General features: G+C 64.8%; 17 protein-coding genes. 10 read left to right on the forward strand and 7 right to left on the reverse strand.

Translation table 11 applies throughout. The annotated features are described in order from the left end of the window. Positions 1-30: 30 nt before the first annotated feature. Positions 31-1,986 (forward strand): acetate--CoA ligase, encoded by a 1,956-nt coding sequence (gene acs, locus LB545_RS01730; protein ID WP_224704316.1) that lies wholly within the window; start codon positions 31-33, stop codon positions 1,984-1,986. 8 nt (positions 1,987-1,994) lie between these two features. Next, entirely contained in the window at positions 1,995-2,735 is a 741-nt protein-coding gene (locus LB545_RS01735; protein WP_224704317.1) for an MOSC domain-containing protein, read from the forward strand. 1 nt (position 2,736) lies between these two features. Here LB545_RS01735 and LB545_RS01740 read toward each other — a convergent pair whose 3' ends face one another. The 3 genes from LB545_RS01740 to LB545_RS01750 form a co-directional block, all read right to left on the reverse strand. Further along, positions 2,737-3,999: an SAM-dependent methyltransferase gene (locus LB545_RS01740; protein ID WP_140492912.1), complete on the reverse strand. Its 1,263-nt coding sequence runs from the start codon at positions 3,997-3,999 to the stop codon at positions 2,737-2,739. 365 nt (positions 4,000-4,364) lie between these two features. Continuing rightward, positions 4,365-5,843, reverse strand: a complete 1,479-nt coding sequence (locus LB545_RS01745; protein WP_224704318.1) for a TadE/TadG family type IV pilus assembly protein — start codon at positions 5,841-5,843, stop codon at positions 4,365-4,367. Between the two features lie 287 nt (positions 5,844-6,130). Further along, positions 6,131-7,000, reverse strand: coding sequence for a transglutaminase-like domain-containing protein (locus LB545_RS01750; protein ID WP_140524987.1), 870 nt, complete (start codon positions 6,998-7,000; stop codon positions 6,131-6,133). A 213-nt stretch (positions 7,001-7,213) separates the two neighbouring features. Here LB545_RS01750 and LB545_RS01755 point away from each other — a divergent pair, with 213 nt between their 5' ends. Beyond that, a complete protein-coding gene (locus tag LB545_RS01755) occupies positions 7,214-7,888 on the forward strand; it encodes an HAD-IA family hydrolase (protein ID WP_140492904.1) in 675 nt (224 codons plus the stop codon). A 60-nt stretch (positions 7,889-7,948) separates the two neighbouring features. On the opposite strand, the gene LB545_RS01760 is transcribed toward LB545_RS01755, so the two are convergent. After that, a complete protein-coding gene (locus LB545_RS01760) occupies positions 7,949-8,167 on the reverse strand; it encodes a DUF1674 domain-containing protein (protein ID WP_140518225.1) in 219 nt (72 codons plus the stop codon). Positions 8,168-8,285: 118 nt separating this feature from the next. Between LB545_RS01760 and htpX the strand changes: the two genes are divergently transcribed. From htpX to purH, 4 genes are all read left to right on the forward strand, one after another. Further along, positions 8,286-9,299 (forward strand): zinc metalloprotease HtpX, encoded by a 1,014-nt coding sequence (gene htpX / locus LB545_RS01765; RefSeq protein ID WP_140560732.1) that lies wholly within the window; start codon positions 8,286-8,288, stop codon positions 9,297-9,299. Further along, positions 9,296-10,678, forward strand: a complete 1,383-nt coding sequence (locus LB545_RS01770) for an RsmB/NOP family class I SAM-dependent RNA methyltransferase (RefSeq protein WP_224704319.1) — start codon at positions 9,296-9,298, stop codon at positions 10,676-10,678. Before htpX ends, LB545_RS01770 begins: the two co-directional genes overlap by 4 nt. A 249-nt stretch (positions 10,679-10,927) precedes the next feature. Further along, positions 10,928-12,652, forward strand: a complete 1,725-nt coding sequence (locus tag LB545_RS01775) for a heparinase II/III family protein (RefSeq protein ID WP_140518222.1) — start codon at positions 10,928-10,930, stop codon at positions 12,650-12,652. 90 nt (positions 12,653-12,742) lie between these two features. Continuing rightward, a complete protein-coding gene (gene purH, locus LB545_RS01780) occupies positions 12,743-14,359 on the forward strand; it encodes a bifunctional phosphoribosylaminoimidazolecarboxamide formyltransferase/IMP cyclohydrolase (protein ID WP_140676176.1) in 1,617 nt (538 codons plus the stop codon). 139 nt (positions 14,360-14,498) lie between these two features. Here the strand turns inward: purH and LB545_RS01785 are convergent, their stop codons facing one another. Continuing rightward, positions 14,499-15,875, reverse strand: a complete 1,377-nt coding sequence (locus tag LB545_RS01785) for an MFS transporter (protein ID WP_140560729.1) — start codon at positions 15,873-15,875, stop codon at positions 14,499-14,501. Positions 15,876-16,128: 253 nt separating this feature from the next. Beyond that, complete coding sequence (locus LB545_RS01790; RefSeq protein WP_224704320.1) at positions 16,129-20,961, reverse strand: NAD-glutamate dehydrogenase; 4,833 nt, start codon at positions 20,959-20,961, stop codon at positions 16,129-16,131. A gap of 136 nt (positions 20,962-21,097) precedes the next feature. Between LB545_RS01790 and LB545_RS01795 the strand changes: the two genes are divergently transcribed. Further along, a complete protein-coding gene (locus LB545_RS01795; RefSeq protein ID WP_224704321.1) occupies positions 21,098-21,661 on the forward strand; it encodes a peroxidase-related enzyme in 564 nt (187 codons plus the stop codon). 129 nt (positions 21,662-21,790) lie between these two features. After that, positions 21,791-22,114 (forward strand): YciI family protein, encoded by a 324-nt coding sequence (locus LB545_RS01800; RefSeq protein ID WP_140662781.1) that lies wholly within the window; start codon positions 21,791-21,793, stop codon positions 22,112-22,114. 3 nt (positions 22,115-22,117) lie between these two features. Here LB545_RS01800 and LB545_RS01805 read toward each other — a convergent pair whose 3' ends face one another. Next, on the reverse strand, positions 22,118-22,732 hold the full coding sequence (locus tag LB545_RS01805; RefSeq protein WP_140518106.1) for a LysE family translocator: 615 nt from the start codon (positions 22,730-22,732) through the stop codon (positions 22,118-22,120). Between the two features lie 399 nt (positions 22,733-23,131). On the opposite strand from LB545_RS01805, the gene LB545_RS01810 reads away from it, so the two are divergent. After that, complete coding sequence (locus LB545_RS01810) at positions 23,132-23,758, forward strand: DUF1062 domain-containing protein (protein WP_224704323.1); 627 nt, start codon at positions 23,132-23,134, stop codon at positions 23,756-23,758. Positions 23,759-23,786 lie beyond the last annotated feature (28 nt).

The following is a 23,786-nucleotide window of genomic DNA, read 5'->3' on the forward strand; positions in this document are numbered from 1 at the left end:
CGGCGTTAGTTTCGGGAGGAAAAGCAGGAAATGTCCGAGGTTCATGTCCACCGCGTTCAGCCGGCCTGGAAGAAGAATGCGCTGATCGACAACGACACCTATTTCAAATGGTACGCCGACAGCGTGAAGAATCCGGACAGGTTCTGGAGCAAGCACGGCAAGCGCATCGACTGGTTCAAACCCTTCTCCAAGGTCAGGAACGCCTCCTTCGACGGCAAGGTCTCCATCAAATGGTTCGAGGACGGCCAGACCAATGTTTCCTACAACTGCATCGACCGCCACCTGAAGAAGCGCGGCGACCAGACCGCCATCATCTGGGAAGGCGACAACCCCTACGACGACCGCAAGATCACCTACAATGAGCTCTATGCGCATGTCTGCCGCTTCGCCAACGTGCTGAAGAAGCACGGCGTCAAGAAGGGCGACCGCGTCACCCTCTATATGCCCATGATCCCGGAAGCGGCCTATGCGATGCTCGCCTGCACGCGTATCGGCGCCATCCACTCGGTCGTCTTCGGCGGCTTTTCGCCCGACGCGCTCGCCGGCCGCATCGACGATTGCAAGTCAACCATCGTCATCACCGCTGACGAGGGCCTGCGCGGCGGCAAGCCGATCCCGTTGAAGGAGAACACCGACAAGGCAATCGAGATCGCGGCAAAAGCCGGTACCAGGGTCGAAAAGGTAGTGGTGGTCCGCCGCACCGGCGGCAAGATCGGCTGGGCGCCGGGCCGCGACGTCTGGTACCACGAAGAGGCCGCGACCGTTAAGGCTGAGTGCAAGCCGGAGAAGATGAAGGCGGAGGATCCGCTGTTCATCCTCTATACGTCGGGTTCGACCGGCAAGCCGAAAGGCGTGCTGCACACCACGGCGGGTTATCTCGTCTACGTCTCGATGACGCACCAATATGTCTTCGACTATCATGATGGCGACATCTACTGGTGCACCGCCGATGTCGGCTGGGTCACCGGCCACAGCTACATCGTCTACGGGCCGCTCGCCAACGGCGCCACCACGCTGATGTTCGAGGGCGTGCCCAACTACCCCTCGCAGTCGCGCTTCTGGGAAGTCATCGACAAGCACCAGGTCAACATCTTCTACACCGCGCCGACGGCGCTGCGCGCCCTGATGGGCGCCGGCGACAACCACGTGAAAAAGGCGTCGCGCAAATCGCTGCGCGTGCTGGGCTCGGTCGGCGAACCGATCAATCCGGAGGCATGGGAGTGGTATTTCAACGTCGTCGGCAACGCCAAGGTGCCGATCGTCGACACCTGGTGGCAGACCGAGACCGGCGGCATCATGATCACGCCGCTGCCGGGCGCCACCGACCTCAAGGCTGGCTCGGCCACGCGGCCCTTCTTCGGTGTCAAGCCGCAACTGGTCGACGGCGAGGGCAAGGTGCTTGAAGGAGCCGCCGACGGCAATCTATGCATCACCGAGTCATGGCCCGGCCAGATGCGCACCGTCTATGGCGATCACGACCGCTTCGTGCAGACCTATTTTTCGACCTACAAGGGCAAGTACTTCACCGGCGACGGCTGCCGCCGCGATGCCGACGGCTATTACTGGATCACCGGCCGCGTCGACGACGTCATCAACGTCTCCGGCCACCGCATGGGCACGGCCGAGGTCGAATCCGCATTGGTCAGCCATGACAAGGTTTCGGAAGCCGCCGTCGTCGGTTATCCCCACGACATCAAGGGGCAGGGCATCTACTGCTACGTCACGCTGATGGCCGGCGAGACGCCGAGCGAGGACTTGCGCAAGGAACTCCTCGCCCATGTCCGCAAGGAGATCGGCGCCATTGCCACGCCCGACAAGATCCAGTTCGCACCCGGCCTGCCTAAGACCCGCTCGGGCAAGATCATGCGGCGCATCCTGCGCAAGATTGCCGAGGACGATTTCGGCGCCCTTGGCGATACCTCGACGCTCGCCGATCCGGCCGTCGTCGACGACCTCGTCGCCAACCGCCAGAACAAGAAAGGCTGACACCGGCCATGGCCGCGATAGGCAGCGTTGCCGAACTCTGGCGCTATCCGGCGAGTTCGCTCGCCGGCGAACGCCTGGAGACGATCGCGGTCGGCACCGAGAGCATCGAGGGCGACCGCATGTTCGGCCTGGTCGATGCCTCCGACAATGAGATCGCCCGTCCCGATCGCGAGCCGAAGTGGCACAAGGTGCCGCGCATCCGCACCCGGCTGACTGGCGACCGCAGGCTCGAGATCGCGATTCCCGGCGCGGATTGGCTGGCGGCGCCCGGCGCCGAAAGCGACCGTGCCGTTTCCGACTATCTAGGCTTTCCGGCCTCGATCCGTCCGTTCGGCCTGGAGAACGCCCCGCCGGCCTATTCCGGCCCGTTGACCGAGGCGCGCTACCGCAAGGCGCCGATCCATCTGTTGACCACCGCCTCCCTGGCGCGCCTGAAGGCGCTGCATCCGCAAGGCACTCCCGATCCGCGCCGCTTTCGTCCCAACATCGTCATCGACATGGCGGCGGTCGAAGGCGCTTTCCCCGAAACCGAATGGATCGGCAGGAAACTCGCCGTCGGCGACCTGCTGTTGACCATTTCCGAGCCGTGCCGCCGCTGCGGCTTCACCATCATCGCCCAGGACGGTTTCGACGACGATCCGGCGATCCTGCGCAATCTGGTGCGTCATAACGCGCACAATCTCGGCGTCTACTGCACCGTCGACCGCGCGGCCAGCGTCAAGGGCGGCGACGGGATGCGATTCGCCTGAATTACCGGTAAAGGTCCGCCCGCGTCGGCGGCAAGCCGCTCGGGCCCCGCGTCCGCTTGGTGGCGACCGTCTGGAAAATCTGCGCCGAGGCACGATCGAAGGCGATCGAACAGCCGGCCAGGTAAAGCAGCCACAGCCGCGCCTTGGCTTCTCCCACTTCGGCGATGGCCTCGTCGAAGCGCGCATGCAGGCGCTCTGCCCACAGCCGGCAGGTGCGGGCGTAGTGCTCGCGCAGATTCTCGACGTCGTGGACGAGGAAGCCGTGTGCTTCCAGATTGCCGCACGTCATGCCGATCGTGTCGATCTCGCCACCCGGGAAGATGTATTTGATCAGCGCCTTGTATTCCGAGCCCTTGCGCAAGGTCTTCTTCATGCTGCCCTTGCTGCGCCTGGTGATGGCATGATGCAGATAGATGCCGCCCGGCTTGAGCAGGCGATGGACGGTCGAGAAGTAGGCGGCGTGGTTGGCCAGCCCCAGATGCTCGAACATGCCTATCGAGGATATCTTGTCGAAGCTTCCGGTGAGCTCGGCATAGGATTTTATCTCGATTGTGATCCGGTCCTCCAGCCCCTCGGCCCGAATGCGTTCGCGGGCGAGTCCGGTCTGGGCCTCCGACAACGAGACGCCATGGCCGACGACGCCATGATGCTTCGCCGCATGGATCAGCATCGCGCCCCAGCCGCAGCCGATATCGAGCAGGCGGTCGCCGGGCTTCAGCCGGAGCTTGCGGCAGATATGCTCGAGCTTGTCGGCCTGGGCCTGGTCGATGTCATTGGCGAAATCCTTGAAATACCCGCAGCTGTAGACCATGCGCTCGTCGAGGAAGAGCCGGTAGAAGGCGTTCGATATGTCGTAGTGATGCTGGATCGCCTGCTTGTTGGAGCCGCTGACAAAGGGATTTTGCCCGGCGAGATCGGCGCGTTGCGTCATCTGCCTTCGCGAGAACAGCACGGCCGGCAGGTCGCGCATGATCGCGAGCTTCGGCAGCGCCTTGAACCGCAGCTTGCCTCGTGAAGGCAGCGCGTAGAGGTCAAACAGCGACCCCTCCTCCACGTCGACCGCCTTGGAAATCCACATCTCGACCAGCGTCGAGAAATTTGGCCGGCGGGCCAGTTGCCAGACGATGTCCTGGTCGTTGATGGCAAGCACCGGGCCGCCGGCCGGACCGATGCGCTCGCCGGTCCAAAGCCTGACGGCAAAGCCCGGCTTCAACGCCTCGACGACCGTGCGAACGATGCGTGCTGCTCTTTCGGTAGCGTCCATGCCGTCCCCCCTGCATTCGGTAGGCCGATCTTGTCCGCTTGAACCCCTGGCCGCAACCCGCTTGCACGAAAGGACGCGGCCAAGCCGGAAAAACGTCTTTTTCCATCCGGCGTCTTGTCTTTTGCTGCAACGCACCCCATCATCAGTGCGTGTTCAACAAACTGAAAGGAGGTGATCCGATGTCGAGTGATTTCGTTTTCCAGAACGTGGCCTCAGCGGATTGCACTTTCGGGAAGCAGTCTTCCCGTTAAGGCGCGAGATGCGCGGCGGGCGACCCCTCGGGTTGCCGCCAGGAGCCGCGCCATGGACGGAAACACGGAAGGCCGCCGGCTTCGAAAGAAGCGGCGGCCTTTTCCTTGTGCGGCCTACTGCGTCAGCGCGACCTTTTCGGTGTTGCGGATGATTTCCTGAAAGGCGGCGTCCAATTCCACCCCGGTCGACACCTCGAAATAGTGTTTTTGAGCGGCGGAGGCATCTTTCGACGAACAGTCCTTCAGCACCGCCTTTGCCTGATCCCGCTCGGTTGCCGGCATGTCCTTGTTGTTCAGGTCGAAGCCGATGGTGAAAATCTCGATGCCGTCATTTTTCATGTTGCCGCACAGCGTTTCGGCGTTGCCGCGCGCAAGATTGCCCTGGCTGTTGTAGCGGCCCCCGGCACCGGCGAAGGCGGTATTGAACTGGCCATCGGTCATCAGGATCGCGACCTTGGCGATCTTCTTCGCGTTGACGTCCGAGGCGCCGTTGCCGAGGCCGGCATTCTTGATCGCAGCGCGCCATTGCGGCGACAGCATATAGTAGGTCCACTGAATGGCGATCGCGCCGGCGGTATAACCGTCAGCCTGGAAGTCGTCGATCGAATCAAGCAATGCGCCGGAATCGGCGGTCAGCGGGATCACTTCCGCATCGGGGCACTTGTTCATTCCGCCGCCATCGAGATGATCATCCCGGTTGACCAGGGCGTAGTACTTCTTGCCGTTCTTGTCCGTGCGAACAGCATCTGGGCCGTCGGCGCTCAAATCCGCATCGCCGTTTTTGTCCTTGCGCTCCGTGGCGCAATTATCGGGGCGTGGCATCGCCGCGCCGACAATGGAAATGTAGTCGCTGAAGGACGGCAGAAGAGTTTTGCCCGTCTTGGCGACGAGAAGCGAACTGCCGGCCACGGGTGGCAGCTCAGAGCTCGCCGGCTTCTCGGCATAGACGTTTTCGGCCAGCTTGCCGGCGTTCACGCCGGATGCGTAAGGCACAATCGCGACGCGGATGCGGGGGTTCTTCGGATCCTGGTTCCGGAGCATCGTCCGAACGGCGTTTTTCGCTGCTGCTTTCAGATCGCCGATCTTGTCGACCTTGCCCCGCTTCGCCATCGAGCCTGTTATGTCGAGCATCATGGCCACCTCGATCTGCTTGTCCGAATAGAGCGCTGTCGTCGAGGCGGGAACGCGCTGCATGTCGCGCGTGCCGAACAGCGGGAAATAGAAGGCGACGTCGGCATGGGCCTCCGCCTGCACCGTCCTGGCGGTCCTGTCGACCGTCAGCCTGTCGAGCACGATCTGGTTGGCCTGCAGGATGCCGGCCGTGCTGTTGGCGTCGAGGAAGGCCTGCACCGATTTGTTGGCATCGGCCTCCTTGATGACGCCGGTCGTCAGGTCCCGCGCCGTCGACGTCACCGCGGCGTCGACCACGCTCTGCAGGCTCGATTTGGCGTTGTAGAGCTGGGTGATGTTGACGGCGAAGCCGACGCCCAGCACCAAGACCGAGGCGGCGAATCCGAACAGGATGGCGAAATTCCCGCCGCGGTGCCTGGCAAAGTCGCCGGCCGCGTCCACAAGACCCCCGAAAATCCGCATCGTTCTCTCTCCGCTCGCCCCGGCCTCGTCGCCGGGCGGATCGATGCAGGATTCCGGCCGGGCGCGGCCAGCGGCCGCGCACCAGGGACTAGACTCTTATTTTTACTTCGCTTTCAAGGATGGAAAGGTGAATGGCCGGTAAACGCCAATGCTGCGTTCCCGCGGCATTTACGAAGCGCTTACCAAGATCCTGCATGTCGCGGCACAGGGCGCGCGGCCGTGTCCCGCCGCGGCACAGCGGCACCTGTGCCAGAGCGAGGCAGTATGGGGATGCATGGAAACCCGGATCAGGCCAGCATCTGCGCGGTGACCGTCCTGTCGATGGCGTGGTAGGGCGGGTTGAACAGATTGTTCTCCTGTTCGTAGGTCCATACCTTGAACAGGCTGAGCCGGTGCGGCCCGAAACTGTGCAGCAACGGCACGTCGGTGGCATCGCGTCCGCGCGCGATGACGATGCGGCCGATCCTCGGAACATTGTGGCGGGGGTCGAACGTGTACCACTTGCCGTCGAGAAACACTTCCATCCAGGCCGAGAAATCCATCGGCGCCGGATCGGCCGGCACGCCGATGTCGCCGAGATAGCCATTCACATAGCGTGCCGGAATGTTCATGCAGCGGCAGAGCGTGATCGCCAGATGGGCGAAGTCTCGGCAGACGCCGACCTGCTCCTCATGCGCCTGCGCCGCGGTGCGGGTCGAGCGGGCATAGCCATAGCCGAAGGACAGCCGGTTGTGGACGTAGTCGACGATCGCCTGCACCCTCGCCCAGCCGGACGGCAAACGGCCGAAAAGCTCCCAGGCGAGCTGGCTCAGGTGATCGGTCTCGCAATAGCGGCTGCCCAGCAGATAAAACAGCACCTCGTCGGGCAGCTCGGCCACCGGCACCTCGCGTGCCAGCGTGTTGACCTCGTCCGTCTCGCCGCTGTCCTCGACCACGGCATCGTAGAGGATGCGAAAAGTGCCGGCGGGTGCGGTAAAGCGGCGGCACGAATTGCCATGCAAATCGCTGTAGAGCCTGGTCGGAACCGCGGGCGACGTCAGCATGCGCGTCTGCCGCTTGATGTCGGCCTGCCTGTCCCTGTGGATCTCGAGCATTGAAATCACCGGCGTGGCTCCAGCGCATTCAATGGCCATTTCGTAGCCGAGCCGAATCAGCATCGCGTCCCCCTTCGATGGTCGTGGAAAAGCAGCGAAGTTGAAACGCCGGAGGCGGATCGCGGTTCCCTGACTTGCGGAAAAGGGGACTTGCCGAAAAGGGAAATGGCCGAAAAGGGGAAATGCCGAAAAGGTGGCCGCGCGGCTTCCAATGCCGGCGCCGGGACGTTACCATCGGCGCTCCCTCGAAAGACCTCCCCGAAATCAAGGAAAATCATGTACGCAGGCAGAAAATTCGCCGCCTTCCTCTTCGACATGGACGGCACGCTCATCAATTCCATTGCCTCGGCCGAACGGGTGTGGAGCGACTGGGCGCGGCGGCAAGGGCTCGACGTCGCCGCCTTCCTGCCGACGATCCATGGCGTGCGGGCGATCGAGACGATCGCCGGTCTGGCGCTCCCCGGCGTCGATCCGGCGCATGAGGCCGACCTCTTGCTCAAGGCCGAAGCCGCCGATCTGGAGGGCATTGTTCAGATCGCCAGCGCCGCCGCGTTTCTCAACGCGCTCCCGCCGGGGCGCTGGGCGATCGTAACCTCGGCACCGCGCGAACTGGCGCTCTTGCGCATGAAGGCTGCCGGCATCCCCGTCCCTGCCGTGCTGATCGCGGCGGAAGATGTTTCACGCGGCAAGCCGGCGCCCGACTGCTTTCAGCTCGGCGCAACGCGGCTCGGCGTCGATGCGCGCGATTGCCTCGTGTTCGAGGATGCCCCGGCGGGCATCACGGCGGCCGAGGCGGCGGGCGCAGCGGTCATGGTCATAAACGCCACGCACCGACATCCCCTGGCGACGCGGCATGCCGCGATCGCTGGCTACGACGCCATCGGCGTCACCGTCGACGAGCGGGGCTGGATCGCGCTCGAGCCGCAGCGGGCGGCGGCGGCGGCCTTCTAGGCTGTGGCGACACTCAAACACCCGATTGCCGGCAAATGAGCTGTTTGCTGGGCCGGCATATTAGAAATCGCTGGTCAGGCCCTTGATCTCCCAGTCGCCGTAGCGGCCGGGCTCCTTGCCGCCGCGGCCGCCGACTTCCTTCGGCACCGCGGCTTCCTTGCGGCGGTAGTCCTCGCGCCGCGCCGCGGCCTCTTCAAGCGCGCGGCGGGCGGCGGGCGTCAGCGTCTTCAGCCGCGCTTCGTCATCAGTGGCAGGTGTTTTACTGGTCTCGTCGTTCATGCGATATTCCGGCGGATTGAAACAGGCCGATTGAAACGGGTACCGGCGTTTCCCATCATATAGCGATGAGCCCACGAGGATCGACCCCCTTACATCACGACCAGGACGGGAGCAGACGATGAACACACTTCGCACCGCCATGCTTCTTGCCGCGATGACCGCGCTGTTCATGGGCGTCGGCTTCCTGATCGGCGGCACGGGCGGCATGATGATCGCCTTCCTGATCGCCGCCGCCACCAATCTGTTCAGCTACTGGAACGCCGACAAGATGGTGCTGTCGATGAACCGCGCCGTCGAGGTCGACGAGAAGAACGCGCCCGAATATTACGCCATCGTGCAGGCACTGGCCAAGCAGGCAGGCCTGCCGATGCCCAGGACCTACCTGATCGACAATCCGCAGCCCAACGCCTTCGCCACCGGCCGCAACCCGCAGAACGCGGCGGTCGCCGCTTCCACCGGCCTTTTGCAACGGCTGACGCATGAGGAAGTGGCCGCGGTGATGGCGCACGAGCTCGCCCACGTCCAGCACCGCGACACCTTGACCATGACGATCGTCGCCACCTTCGCCGGCGCCATCTCGATGCTTGGCAATTTCGCCTTCTTCCTCGGCGGCAACCGCGACAACAACAGCCCGTTCGGTTTTGTCGGCGTGCTGGCGGCGATGATCGTGGCGCCCTTTGCGGCGATGATCGTGCAGATGGCGGTCAGCCGCACCCGCGAATACGAGGCCGACCGGCGTGGCGCTGAAATCTGTGGACACCCGCTGTGGCTGGCCTCGGCGCTTGACAAGATCGCCCGGGGCGCCGAACGCATACCCAATCCGGATGCCGAGCGTAACCCGGCGATGGCTCATCTCTTCATCATCAACCCGCTGCACGGCGAGCGCATGGACAGTCTGTTCTCCACCCACCCGAGCACCGAGAACCGCATCGCCGCGCTGCAAGCGATGGCGCAGCGCATGGACGGTGGCGTATCGCGGTCCCCGCAGCGCCAGGCGCCAGTGCCGCCGCAGGCCGACGAGCCGCAATCGGCAGGACCGTGGGGCAAGCCGGCCGCGCCGGAACCGCCGGCAGAGCCCAAATCCAATCCATGGGGTCGCAATCCGACCGGGCCCAAGGGCCCGTGGTCGTGAGCGTGGCGGGCAGAGCACCTCGACACACAGGTGGTCAGGAAGACAAAAAGGACGGCGAGTTCGTTGCCGGCCTTGCCGCCCGCAAGGCGGCGGCGCGCCTGCTGGCAGCTGTCATCGATGCGAGGACGCCGCTCGACGGCCTGACCGACCATGAAAACGGCCATCCGCAATACAAGGCGCTAGACCTGCGCGATCGCGGTCTTGTGCGCGCCATTCTGGTCACCGCGCTGCGCTATCGCATGACCATTGCCGGGTTGCTGGCGCGGCGTCTGGAAAAACCGCTGCCGGCCAATGCCACCGCGCTGTCGCATATTTTGCATGTGGCGGCCGCGCAGATCCTGTTCCTCGACATTCCAGACAGCGCCGCGGTCGACCTCGCCGTCACCCATGCCAAGTCCGATCCCCGCACATTGCGCTTTGCCGGCCTGGTCAACGGTGTGCTGCGCACGCTCGCGCGGATCAAGGAGGCTGAACTTCCAGAGGCTCTTGCTACCACCGACGAAGCGCCGAAATGGTTTTCCGACCGTTTGAAGGCCGCCTATGGCGTGGACGAGGCCGGACGGATACTCGCCGCCCACCGCCAGGAGGCCCCGGTCGATTTCTCGGTCAAGGCCGATCCGGAGCACTGGGCCGAAAGGCTCGGCGGCATTGCCCTGCCGACCGGCACGATTCGGGTGGAGAAGCTTGCCGGCCCGGTCACCGAACTGCCTGGCTTCGCCGAAGGCGCCTGGTGGGTCCAGGATGCCGCAGCCGGCCTGCCTGCCCGGTTGCTCGGTGATGTCGGCGGGCTTCGCGTCGCCGATCTCTGCGCCGCGCCCGGCGGCAAGACCGCCCAATTGATCGTGGCCGGCGCACGCGTCACCGCGATCGACACCTCGAAGAACCGGCTGGCGCGGCTGGCGCAGAATCTCGAACGCCTCCGCCTGTCGGCGGATATCGTGCAGGCCGACCTCCTCCAGTACGAGCCGGACGAGCTGTTCGACGCCGTCCTCCTCGACGCGCCCTGCTCCTCGACCGGCACAGTGCGGCGGCATCCCGACGTGCCATGGACCAAGACTGTGGCTGATGTCGAGAAGCTCGCCGATCTCCAGCGCCGGCTGCTCGCGCGCGCCGTCACCCTGGTTAAGCCGGGCGGAAGGATCGTCTTTTCGAACTGTTCGCTCGACCCACTCGAAGGCGAGGAGCTTTATCGTGGCTTCCTCGCCGCGACGCCTGGCGTCGTTGCCGACCCGCTTCGCGCCGGCGAGATCATCGGCATCGATCCCTTCCTGACGCAGGAAGGCACGCTGCGCACCACACCTGCCGACCTCGATCTCGGCTCGCCGCAACGTTCCGGTCTCGACGGCTTTTTCGCCGCGCGCATGCGTCGCGCCGGCTAAGGCAAGTCCACGAAAGCTGCGTGACGATTCTCCGTCCGGAATTGCGTGGAACAAGGATCTGGAGCGGAGTATGGATGCCCATCGGGCGCTGAACCGCTCAGGGGTTTAAGCATAGGAAGTTGCTGACTTTTTTGGGGAGCATCCGCGGCCAAGCCAGGCGCAGCGTCACCGCTCGCGGGAATTCGCCTTCGCATGAATCGTTGAATCAGATAAGCTTGCCCTTGGGATAGAGGACGATCAGGAGGGGTTTTGGCACTTGCTGCCGGCAACACGACGCGTCTGTGGGCGCTTGTCGCGAAGGAGTTTTGGCGCAAAACGCGCCGGCGCCTGCGTGCCGGACCGGTTTATCGCTGGCGCTATTCCGGCCGCACGCCCGAACGGGTGCTGATCGCGCCGCCGGACCTGCGGCTGGCCGACCCGCAGATCGCGCTTGAGATCTACTATGGCCGCTATCCCTTGTCGGGACATATGGTCGAGACCGGCGGCAAGTCGCCCTTCCAGATCAGCGTTCCCAATTACGGCTGGCAGAAGACGCTGCATGGCTTTCGCTGGCTGCGTCACATGCGCGCCGCCGGCACCGAGCTTGCCGCCGCCAATGCGCGTGCGCTGGTGTCCGACTGGATCGCCACGCATGGAAACAACATTTCCGGCATTGCCTGGGAGCCCGGCACGGCCGCCAAGCGCATTATCGCCTGGCTGCAGCATTCCTCGATCGTGCTGCAAGGCGCTGAATTCCCGTTCTACCGCGCCTTCCTGAAATCGCTGGCCGTCCAGATCCGCTACCTCAGGTCGATGGCGCGCGAAATGCCTGACGGCAAGGACAGGCTGCGCGCCCGCATCGCCCTCGCCTTCGCCGCCCTGTCGCTGCCGGCGCCCGCATCGGCGCTGCGCGGCGCCACCCGCAACCTCGCCGAGGAACTGGACCGCCAAATCCTTCCTGATGGCGGCCACATCTCGCGCAACCCAATGGCGGTGCTGGAAATCCTCGCCGACCTTTTGCCGCTGCGGCAGACCTACGCCAACCAGGCGGAAGCGCCGCCACAGGCCCTGATCGGCGCCATCGACAGGATGCTGCCGGCGCTGCGCTTCTTCCGCCACCAGGACGGCAGCCTCGCCCGCTTCAACGGCATGGGCGCCACCATCCATGACCGCATCGCCAGCATCCTGCGCCACGACGACACCGCCGGCTCGCCGCTGCTGCATGCACCGCATTCGGGCTATGAGCGGCTGTCCATGGGTGGCGTCACCGTCATCGCCGACACCGGCCTGCCGCCGCCCGTCCACGTCTCCAATGCCGCCCATGCCAGCTGCCTTGCGTTCGAGCTGTCGTCGGGCCGCCAGCATTACATCGTCAATGCCGGCATCGACACCTATGGCGCCGCCGAATTCCGGCCCCTGGCCCGCGCCACCGCCGCGCATTCGACCGCCACCATCAACGACACCTCGTCGGCGCGGTTCAGCCATTCGCTGCGCATCAACGATCTTCTGGGGTCGCCTTTGATCGGCGGCCCGCAGCATGTGCAGTGCAAGCGTATCGACCAGAAGGGCGTTCAAGGCTTCATCGCCCGCCATGACGGCTATATCCAGCGCTTCGGTTTCCTGCACGAGCGCGAGCTGAAACTGTCCTCGAACGGCAATGTGCTGACCGGCAGGGACCGCTTCCAGCGTCCTGGAGGTGCGGCGATCCGCAACAATGGCCGCGATTTCGTCACCGTGCGCTTCCACGTCCATCCCGACATCAACCTTTTGCAGGACGAGCATGACCGCCTGGTGCTGACCGCCGAGCAGGCCGACAGCTGGGTGTTCACCTGCACCGAGATGGTGCCGGAGGTCGAGGAATCGATCTACTTCGCCGGTCTCGGCGGCCCGCGCCGCAGCCGGCAGATCGTGCTTGCCTTCAAGCCGTCCGACATCGCCGAAGTCCACTGGCAGCTCACCCGCACCTCTATCGCCGGCTATCCCGAAAACAACTGACCGCGCCTGCGCTGACCGAGCTTGCGCCTTGATTTCCTGATCTCATATGATACGGCGCGGGCCTGCCCCTCCAGCCGTGAAAGCACGCCCATGGCCGTCGCCGCCAAGAACATTCCCGCTCCCGACCTCGTTCCCGTGCGTCGCGCGCTGCTCTCCGTCTTCGACAAGACCGGCCTCATCGATCTCGCCAGGGCGCTCGCCGCTTCCGGCGTCGAGCTGGTGTCGACCGGCGGCACGGCAAAAGCGATCGCCGATGCGGGCCTGGCGGTCCGCGACGTCTCCGAGCTCACCGGCTTTCCCGAGATCATGGATGGCCGCGTCAAGACCCTGCACCCGTCGGTGCATGGCGCCCTGCTCGGCGTTCGCGATGATCCCGATCACGCCGCGGCGATGCACAAATATGGCATCGAGCCGATCGACCTGGTCGTCTGCAATCTCTATCCGTTCGAGGAAGTCCGCCGCTCCGGCGCCGACTACGCGGCGATCGTCGAGAACATCGACATTGGCGGCCCGGCGATGATCCGCGCCTCGGCCAAGAACCACGCCTATGTCGCCATCGTCACCGATCCCGGCGACTATGCCTCCGTGCTCAATGCGCTGGAGATGAATATCGGCTCGCTTTCGCTGGATTTCCGCAAGAAGCTCGCGGCCAAGGCTTTTGCCCGCACCGCCAGCTACGACGCGGCAATCTCGGGCTGGTTCGCCGAGGCGCTGGAGATCGAGCACCCGACCTGGCGCACCTTCGGCGGCAGGCTGGAGACCGTGATGCGCTATGGCGAGAACCCGCACCAGGGCGCCGGCTTCTATGTCAATGGCGACAAGCGGCCGGGCGTGGCCACCGCGCGCCAGCTCCAGGGCAAGCAGCTTTCCTACAACAACATCAACGATACCGACGCCGCCTTCGAGCTGGCCGGCGAGTTCGACCCGGCGCGCTCGGCCGCCGTCGCCATCATCAAGCATGCCAACCCGTGCGGCGTCGCCGAGGGTTCGACGCTGAAGGCGGCCTACGCCAGGGCGCTGGCCTGCGACCCGGTCTCGGCCTATGGCGGCATTGTCGCTGTCAATCGCATCCTTGACGCCGAGGCCGCCGAAGAGATCGTGAAGACCTTCACCGAGGTCATTATCGCGCCCGGCGCCACCGACGAGGCGGCAGCGATCGTGGCCGCGAAGAAGAACCTGCGCCTGCTGGTCGCGGGCGGCCTGCCGGATCCGCGCGCGATCGGCACAACCGTCAAATCCGTCGCCGGCGGCCTGCTGGTGCAGGGCAGGGACAACGCCGTCGTCGACGACCTCGAACTGAAGGTGGTGACGAAACGGGCGCCGACGCCGGCCGAACTGGCCGACCTGAAATTCGCCTTCCGCGTCGCCAAGCACGTCAAGTCGAACGCCATCGTCTACGCAAGGGACAGCGCCACGGTAGGCATCGGCGCCGGGCAGATGAGCCGCGTCGATTCCTCGCGCATCGCTGCCCGCAAGGCACTCGACGCTGCGGAAGCGGCGGGCTGGGCCGAGCCGCTGACCAAGGGCTCTGTCGTCGCCTCCGACGCCTTCTTCCCCTTCGCCGACGGCCTGCTGTCGGCCATCGAGGCCGGCGCCACGGCGGTGATCCAGCCCGGCGGCTCGATGCGCGACGACGATGTGGTTGCCGCCGCCGACGAGCATGGCATCGCCATGGTGTTCACGGGCGTGAGACACTTCAGACATTGAGCGCCTCACCCTCCCCCTTGTGGGGAGGGTCGGCGAGCGATGTTTGCGAAGCAAAGCTCGTGAGAGGGGTTGGGGGCAGCGCCGTCCCCCACCCCGCTCCGCTTCGCGGATCGACCCTCCCCACAAGGGGGAGGGTAAATCACTCCGCCGCCCGATCCGCCGGATACGGCGTCCTGATCAGGATCGCCATGCCTATGGCCAGGAACAGGATGATAACCGCCATGCCGAGCCGCGCCGAATCGCTCACCGCCGTGATGGTCGCCACCAGGAACGGCGCCAGGAAACTGGTCGCGCGCCCGGCCAGCGCATAGATGCCGAAATAGCGGCCGGATTCCGACGCCGTGACGCTGCGCGCCATATAGGACCGCGATGACGCCTGCACCGGCCCGAAGGCGAGCCCGATCAGCAATCCATAGAGGATGTAGGCCTTTTCCGCGGCGGTGCCGAACAGGCCCCCGGAATCGGTGGTCGAGAGCTGGATAAGCCCGAGCAGCGTGAAGCCGGGGCCGGTCGAGACGACGCCGATGGTAGCGATCGAAAGCATGACCAGCGCGATCATCACCACCGCCTTGGAGCCGAGCGCGGTGTCGAGCCGCGCGGCGATCCAGCAGCCGAAGATGGCGACGACGTTGAGGATGATGCCGAACATGCCGATTTCGGTGATCGACCAGTGGAACATGCCGGCAGCGAACGTGCCGCCGAGCGCCAGCAGCGCGTTGACGCCGTCCTGATAGATCATGCGGGCGACGAGGAAGCGGAAGATGCCGCCGCGCCTGCGCACCTCGGCCAGGGTCGACTTCAGCTCCGACAGGCCTTCGCGCACCGCAGGCTTGATCGGGATGCCTTTGATGGCATCGGGAGTGAAGAGGAACATCGGCAGGATGAACAGGAAATACCAGCCGGCCGACAGCGGCCCGGTGGCGCGGGCATCCTCGCCGAGCTTCGGGTCCAGCCCGAACAGCGGGTCGAGGCCGATGATGGTCTTGCCGGTCTCCTGCGATCCGGCCAGGAACAGCACGACGAAGATCAGCGCGATCATACCGCCGAGATAGCCAAGCCCCCAGGCCATGTTGGAGATGCGGCCGATCTCGCTCTTCGGCACCAGGCGCGGCATCATGGAATCGTTGAAGACGGTGGAGAATTCAGCCGCCACCGAGGCCAGCGAGAACAATGCCACGATCAGGAACAGGTTCGAGCCGGGCGCGGCGAGCCACAGCAGCGCCAGGCTGGCGATCTTGATCGCCGCGAAGAAGGCGATCCACGGCTTGCGCGGCCCGGTCTGGTCGGCGATCGAACCGAGGATCGGCGACAGCACGGCGATGACCAGTCCGGCCGCGGCGATGCCGTAGCCCCAGACGGCCTGGCCGGTGGTCGGATCGCTGGCCATGCGCGAAACGAAATAGGGGCCGAAGATGAAGGTGGTGACGACCGTGAAGAAGGGCTGCGCCGCCCAGTCGAACAACATCCACCCCCAGATGCCGCGCCCGGACGCCCGCTGCACTGCTACTTCGGCCATGTCCCCTCCGGTCGCCTTCGTTTCGTTGGGCGGTTCACCCCATGTCTGCATGTTTTCCGCTGGTCATGCAAACGAACACGAGTCGCGCGGCCGTTCTTTGGCTTACCCGCCTTCATTCCGACGAGAGCAAGGGCGCCGACCCTAGCTCCCCCCTTGTGGGAGGTCGGACCGAAGGTCCGGGTGGGCGTCCGGCGCCGCCCTCCCGCTGCTTCGCAGGGCCCCCCCGCCTGGGAAGGGTAAGTCAGGCGATGGCTCACATCCCCGTCAGATCGCTCATCAGGCCCGATGCCACCGACAGCCGCGACACGGTGATGTCGCCGCCCTCGGTCAGCGCCTGCAGCCGTTCGCGGGTGCGGCCGATCCTCTCCCCGCCGGCCTCCAGCCACGCCGCCACCGGGTCGGCTGCCCCGGCGTGGTTCACGAGTGCCGCCACCGCGATGCCGCGCCGCGCGGTCCCGATCGTGTCGGTGGCGCGCGACAGGGCGAGCTGGTCGTAATAGTCCGCCGGTGTGATGGAGCGGGCCGCCTCCTCGACGCGCGGAATACGGAAGGCGTCGCTGACCGCGAAGAAGGCCTTCGCCGCGGCGACGATGTCGGCGCCTGCCGTTCGCGCCGTCAGCGCGATGTCGGGGATCAGCTCCGCCACATCGGCCAGCGCCAGTTGCGCTGCCAGCCTGTCCGGCGCCCCGGCCTTGAACAGTCCATGCCGCTTCTCGTCGATCCGTTCGCGCGAATAATCGGGGAGCAGCGAAACGAGTTTCGGCTCCAGCGCCTTGCGGGCCTCCTGCAATTCGGCGATGCGCTGGGCAAGCGGCGCCGTGCCGGCGTCGTTCTTCAAGTACCAGCCGCTGGTCACGTAGATCAGCCGGCTGACCGCCTGGTAGAGATCGAGCTGCATCTGGCCGTCGATCTGATTGTCGAGTGCGTCGATCTCGCGGTAAAGCGCCGGCAAGGCAAAGCCGTCGCGCACCACGGCGAAGGTGCGCACCACGTCGGCGGCGGTGCGCCCCGTTGCTTCCCGCAACCGGTTGACGAAGGAGGGACCGCCGCGGTTGACCAGCTCATTGGCTACGACCCGGGCGATGATCTCGCGGCGCAGGCGATGGCCGTGGATCTCGGCGGCATATTTCTTCGCCATCCGGTCGGGGAAATAGCCCATCAGGTCGCGGTCGAAATGCGGCTCGTCAGGCACGTCGCTTGCGACGATGTCGGAAAACAGCACGATCTTGGCATAGGCGAGCAGCACGCCGAGCTCGGCCCTGGTCAGCGGCTCGCCGCGCGCCTCGCGCTCGGCAAGGGCCGCCGGCGAGGGCAGCGTCTCGACCGTGCGGTCGAGCAGGCCGCGTGCTTCCAGCGCCGACATGAAGCGGGCTTGGTGGGCGATGTCGGCGAGGCCGCGCTTGCGGGCGATGGAGAGCGCCAGCGTCTGCTGGTAGTTGTTGGACAGGACCAGCTCGCCGACCTCGCCGGTCATCTCGGCGAGAAGCTTGTCGCGCGCCGGGCGGGTCAACGACCCTTTGCGCATGGCGGACGCCAGCGCGATCTTGATATTGACCTCGACGTCGGAACAGTTGACCCCGCCCGAATTGTCGATGGCGTCGGAATTGCAACGCCCGCCATTCATGCCGAATTCGATGCGCGCGCGCTGCGTCACCCCGAGGTTGGCGCCCTCGCCGATCACCTTGGCGCGCACGTCGAGCGCGGTGATGCGGACGGCGTCGTTGGCGCGATCACCGACCTCGGCGTTGGTCTCGGTCGAGGCCCGCAAATACGTGCCGATGCCGCCGAACCACAAGAGGTCGACGGGCGCCTTGAGGATGGCGCTCATGATCTCGACCGGCGTGGCGGTCGTCTTGTTGAGGCCGATCGCAGCAGCAGCAGCGGCCGGCAAGGTGATCGATTTCTGGCCGCGCGAGACGATGACGCCGCCCTCGGACAGCTTGCTCTTGTCGTAGTCCTGCCAGCTCGAGCGGGGAAGAGCGAACATGCGCTGGCGCTCGGCCATCGACGCCGCCATGTCGGGATCGGGATCGATGAAGATGTCGCGGTGGTCGAAGGCGGCTATCAGCCTTGTCTTCGGCGACAACAGCATGCCGTTGCCGAACACGTCGCCCGACATGTCGCCCACCCCGACGACGGAGAAGGGCGTGGTCTGGATGTCGCGGTTCATCTCGCGAAAATGTCGCTTGACCGCCTCCCACGCGCCCTTGGCGGTGATGCCCATCTTCTTGTGGTCATAGCCGGCCGAACCGCCGCTGGCGAAGGCATCGTCAAGCCAGAAGCCATGGCTTTCGCTGATGGCGTTGGCGGTGTCGGAGAAAGTTGCCGTGCCCTTGTCGGCGGCAACGACGAAATAAGGGTCGTCCTGGTCGCGCCTGACAACGCCGGCCGGCGGGATGACGCCGTCGAGGCCGATATTGTCGGTGATCGACAAAAGGCTGGAAACGAAGTTCTTGTAGGCCGAGGTGCCGGCTTCGAAGATGGCGTCGCGGCCGGCGCTCATCGGCAGCTTCTTCGGATAGAACCCGCCCTTGGCGCCGACCGGCACGATGACCGCGTTCTTGACCTGCTGTGCCTTGACCAGGCCGAGCACCTCGGTGCGGTAATCCTGGGCGCGGTCCGACCAGCGCAGGCCGCCGCGCGCCACCGGACCGAAGCGCAGATGCACGCCCTCGACCTCAGAGCCGTAGACGAAGATTTCCCGCCACGGTCGCGGCTCGGGCAACCCGTCGACCGAACGCGAATCGAGTTTGATCGCCAGCGATTGGCCCTTGGCTTTCGTATCGGCAACGAAATGATTGGTGCGCAGCGAGGCTTCGATGAGATTGAGGTAGCGGCGGATGATGGCGTCGTCGTCGATGTTGGGAACGTCTTCCAGCGCGTCCTTGATCTTGGCCTTGAGATGCTTTGCCGCCACCACGCCTTCCGTCTCGGCTGTCGGGCCGAGCCGGGCGATGAACAGCGCGTGCAGGCCGCGTGCGATCTCGGGATAGCGGTTGAGGGCCGCGGCGATGAAATCCTGGCTCTGCGGAATGCCGGCCTGCTGCAAATAGCGACCATAGGCGCGCAGGATGGTGATTTCACCCGACCACAGGCCTGCGGTCTGGGCAAGGCCGTTGTAGCCGTCATTGTCGACGTCGCCGCGCCACACCGAGAGGAACGCGTCCTCGAACAGCGCGCCGGCATTGCTGAGGTCGATCGGCTTTCCGTAGCTGTTCTCCAGCTCCATGTCGTGGATGAAGACGGTGCCGGGCTGATCACTATTGATCATGCCGGGCTGGCCGCTATTCCCGGCTTTGTCGTCGCCGACCTCGAAGGTGCGCTCGCTGATGACGCGGAAACCGATGTTTTCCAGCACCGGCACGCGCCGCGACAGCGCCACCGGGCTGCCATGGTGATAGATTTTCAGCGCCGCCTGGTGCGGCTTCTGCTCGGCATGGCGATAGTAATCGATGGCGATCGGATTGCTGGCGCTGATCCTGGCGATACGCCCGGCATCGACCAGCGCCACACCGGCGCTGAAGGAGTCCCGGTAGCTTTCCGGAAATCGTGCCGCGATCCTCTTCAGCGCCGGGTCGCTGCCGCTGGTTTCCGCCGCCTCGGAAAGGGCGTCCTCCCAGGTGCGCACGATGTCGCGGATCGCCGCCTCGATCGTCGCCTGTTCGACCTTCGGCGTCTTGCCGCCGGAGCGGCCGATGATGAAATGCACGCGCGCCAGCCCGCCTTCCGGGAAGGCCGGGTAGTAGGCCGACAGCCGGCCTTCGAACACCGTCTTGAGGTAGGTGCCGACCTTCTCGCGCACGACGCTGTCGTAACGGTCGCGCGGCACGAAGACGAGGATGGAGACGAAGCGGTCGAACTGGTCGGCACGCACCAGTGCCCGCACGCGCGGCCTCTCGACGAGGCCCAGAATGGCCGCGGCATGCTTCCTCAGGATCGGCACCGGTACCTGGAACAGCTCGTCGCGCGGATAGCTCTCCAGCACGTTGATCAGCGCCTTGCCGGAGTGGTCGTGCCGGTCGAAACCGGATTTGGCGATGACGGTTTCGGCCTTCGACCTGAGATAGGGGATCTTCATCACCGAGCGCGTGTAGGCGGTCGACGTGAACAGGCCGACAATGCGCAGTTCGCCCGCCAGAGCGCCCTTGGCGGTGTAGGTCTTGATGCCGATATAATCGAGATAGATGCGCCGGTGCACGGAAGACTTGGCATTGGCCTTGGTGACGATCAGCGGCTCCGGCCCATGCAGGAAGGCTCGAATCTCCGGCGTTGTCGTCACCGCTTCGGTGCCGCGCCGCAGCACCAGCACGTCCAGGTCGGACAATATGCCCAGGCCAGGCTTGTCGGCACGCTCCAGCGTGCCGCTTTCCTCGCCGCCGACATATGTGAATTCGCGCATGCCGAGGAAAGTGAAATTGTCGTCGCGCAGCCACTCCAGGAAGGCGATCGCCTCGGCCACGCTCTTCTTGTCCAGCGGCACCGCCGAATAGCGGAACTCCGAGATCGCCTGGTCGAGGCGGGCCAGCATCGGCTTCCAGTCGCTGACGGCTGAATGGACCTGGCCGAGGATCTTGCGCAGCCGCTCTGCCAAGCCGTTCGCCTGCTCCGGGGTCAGCCGGGGAATATGGACATGGATGACGCTCAGCCGGTCGTGGCTGCCGTCGTCCCTGGCGAAATTGCCGTCGCCGAGAATTTCCTCGACGCCGTCCTTGCCATGGCGGACGGTGATGACGGGATGGGTGACCAGGGTCGGCTCGCCGGCACTCTCGGTGATCTCGCCGAGTATGGAATCGAACAGGAAAGGCATATTGTCGTTGACGACGGTGACGATCGTGACGGGTCGGCCCTCGCGAACGACGCCGGAATCGGTGTCGACGGCGACGGCGCACGCGCCCTTCTTGTGACCGGCGACCGCGCGGCCGGCGAGATCCGCGGCGCGTTCGAGGTCGGCCACCTCATAGGCGGCAATGTCTTCCGCCGGCGCGCGGGCGAGCAGGTAGTCGGCAAGCCTGGCCGGCCTTTCCTGCGTCTTCGGCATCGCCGTGGCTTTCTTCTTCGACCTGCTCGCCGATTTCACGCTGGCCATGACGCTTCTTTCCTCCCGTCGTATGCTTTTGCGGACATCTGTAGCAGATGACCGCTATTTGGCGACAAAGGTTTGACGGCGTGCCAAGAATTATCGCAATTCGGCGGCAGCCGGCGACAAACGAGGAGGAATGCCCATGACCGACAAGATCACCGCGCTCGATCTCGCCGCCGCTGAGCTGAGCGATGCGACCAGGACCTATTTCGCCAAATGCGAGGAGAAGCTCGGCCTGGTCCCCAACGTGTTGCGCGCCTATGCCTTCGACGACAAGAAGCTGCGTGCCTTCACCGACATGTACAACGATCTGATGCTGGGCGATTCAGGCCTGTCGAAGCTGGAGCGCGAGATGATCGCGGTCGCTGTCTCCTCCATCAACCATTGCTACTACTGCTTGACGGCGCATGGCGCCGCCGTGCGGGAGCTGTCGGGCGACCCTTCGCTCGGCGAGATGATGGTAATGAATTTCCGCGCCGCCGATCTTTCATCGAAGCAGGTCGCGATGCTGGAATTCGCGGTCAAGCTGACAGAGGAGCCGGCCAAGATCGTCGAAGCCGACCGCGCGGCCCTGCGTATGGCCGGCTTCACCGATCGCGACATTTGGGACATCGCCTCCACGGCCGCCTTCTTCAACATGTCGAACCGGGTGGCGGCGGCAATCGATATGCGCCCGAACCCCGAGTACCACGCCATGGCAAGGTGACGATCAGGGCCTGACTCGGCAGTATATTAGCTATCGCTCATTCTCATTGCTTGTTTGCCGGTTTGGTCCGATGATCGCCGGGCGGCATGACCGCATGCCGGTTCGATGCCGCCGACAAGGGAGGAGAACATGGCGAAATTTCTCTATGTCTATCACGGCTCCGGCAAGATGCCGACCGAGGAGGCCGAACGCAAAGCCGCGATGGATGCCTGGAACGGCTGGTACGGCAAGCTCGGCTCGGCCGTGATCGATGGCGGCAATCCGGTCGGCATGTCGAAGACGGTGCTGCCCGACGGCAAGGTCGAGAACAATGGCGGCAGCAACCCGACCGCCGGCTACACGATCGTGGAAGCCAGGGACATCGACGATGCCGTCGCCAAGGCCAGGGATTGCCCGATCCTGATGAACCCGGCCTTCAGCGTCGAGATCGCGCCGATCGTCGAAATGATGTGACGGTCACGAGCGCGCCGCGATCGCCGCGGCTGCACCGGCCATGGTGGTGGCGCTGACGCGGTTGGCGATTCTCATGGCGCGCTTGCTCTTCAGGAGCTTGCGCGCCTGGGCGGCGGCAAGCACCCAGGCAAGGTCGATGATAACAAGCACCACCGCCATGGTCGCCGTCAGCTCGAGCCAGCCAACCACCGTCACCGAAGCAAGGTCGATGATGGTCGGCAGCAAGGCCAGGTAGAACATCATGATCTTGGGGTTGCCGAGCGTCACGGCCATGCCGGCGAAGAACAGTTTGCCGGGCGAGTCCTCGCGCGGCATCTCGCCTTCTTTCGCTTCGACAGGCGCGGTCCACATCTTCCAGGCGAGGTAAGCGAGATAGGCGACGCCGACCCATTTGACGATGACGAAAGCGAAATGGAAAGTCTGCGCCACCACCGCCAGCCCGAACACCGCCAGGGACAGCCAGATGCCCTCGCCGATCCACATGGCGAGCAGGAACGGGAACACGTCGCGAAATCCCTTGGCGATGACGCGGGCGACGAGTGCCGCGATCGAAGGACCCGGCGAACCGGCGGCCACGAAGAGCGCGGCGGCGAAGATCAGGAGCGAGGTGAGGTGCATGGCGAGGATCTCGGCTTGAAAACCTTCAATGCCAGACATTAGCAATGCCAGACATTAGCGCAAGCGATCGAGCTTCGGTAGCATCAACATGCTTGCCGGCCCGGCATCTCGCGGCTAGATAGATCGCCGCGAAACAATTTCGAGCTTCACTTTGCCTACGTAACCGCCGGTCTCGTCAACTCCCCCGACACAATGCATGGCGCCGCCACAACGGTGCCTTTTTCCATTTCATGTGTTCCTCTGGGCGGCGGTTCGAGACCGGTTTGGCACTGCTGAACCGCTGTCGCATGCGCCGCGACGCCTGATCCCAAGAACCGCAGCCTACCGCCACGCCGCGCCCGCCTGGGCATCTCGACATTGCCGACCTGATGAACTTCCCGACGGGAAGGGCTTATCGGCATGTCTTCTATTCTGCGCATCCGCTGGACGGTCGCGCCTCAAATCGCACCACGTCCCCTGATCACCTGCAATCGCTGCGGCGACATCAAAGCCTATCGCAGCAACGGAAAGTTCCGCGTCAACGCCAACGGCAAGCGCATTGACGTCTGGCTGATCTATCGTTGTATCAACTGCGACAATTCCTGGAATTTCGGCATTTTCGAGCGCCGCAACCGCCGCGACATCGAGCCGGCGCTGCTGCGGGCGCTGGAGAGCAACGATGCAGCACTTGCCCGGCGCCATGCATTCGATGTGACTGCACTGCGCGGCCAGGTGGGGCGTGTCGAGGAGTTTCCCGACGTCGACGTGCACAAAACGGCGCTTGGCGGGACAAGCGAAGCTGCAAGCGTGCTGGAGCTCCGGCTCGGGCTCGAAATGCCGATATCGCTGCGGCTCGATCGTTTGCTCGCCAACGAACTCGGCATCTCACGGTCGCGACTTCAAGCCCTGGAGGAGAAAGGCCTGTTGGTTGTCGATTGCGACGGGGCCAAGGCTTTGCGCAAGCCGGCACGCGACGGGACGACGGTCCGCGTCGATCTGGCCGGCGAACCCGACCGGCAGGCCATCATATCTGCCGCCAGGGGATGAACGGCAGAGGGGCGAAGCACCTGGTGCT

The organism is Mesorhizobium sp. BR1-1-6 (assembly GCF_020165355.1).
Classification (GTDB): domain Bacteria; phylum Pseudomonadota; class Alphaproteobacteria; order Rhizobiales; family Rhizobiaceae; genus Mesorhizobium.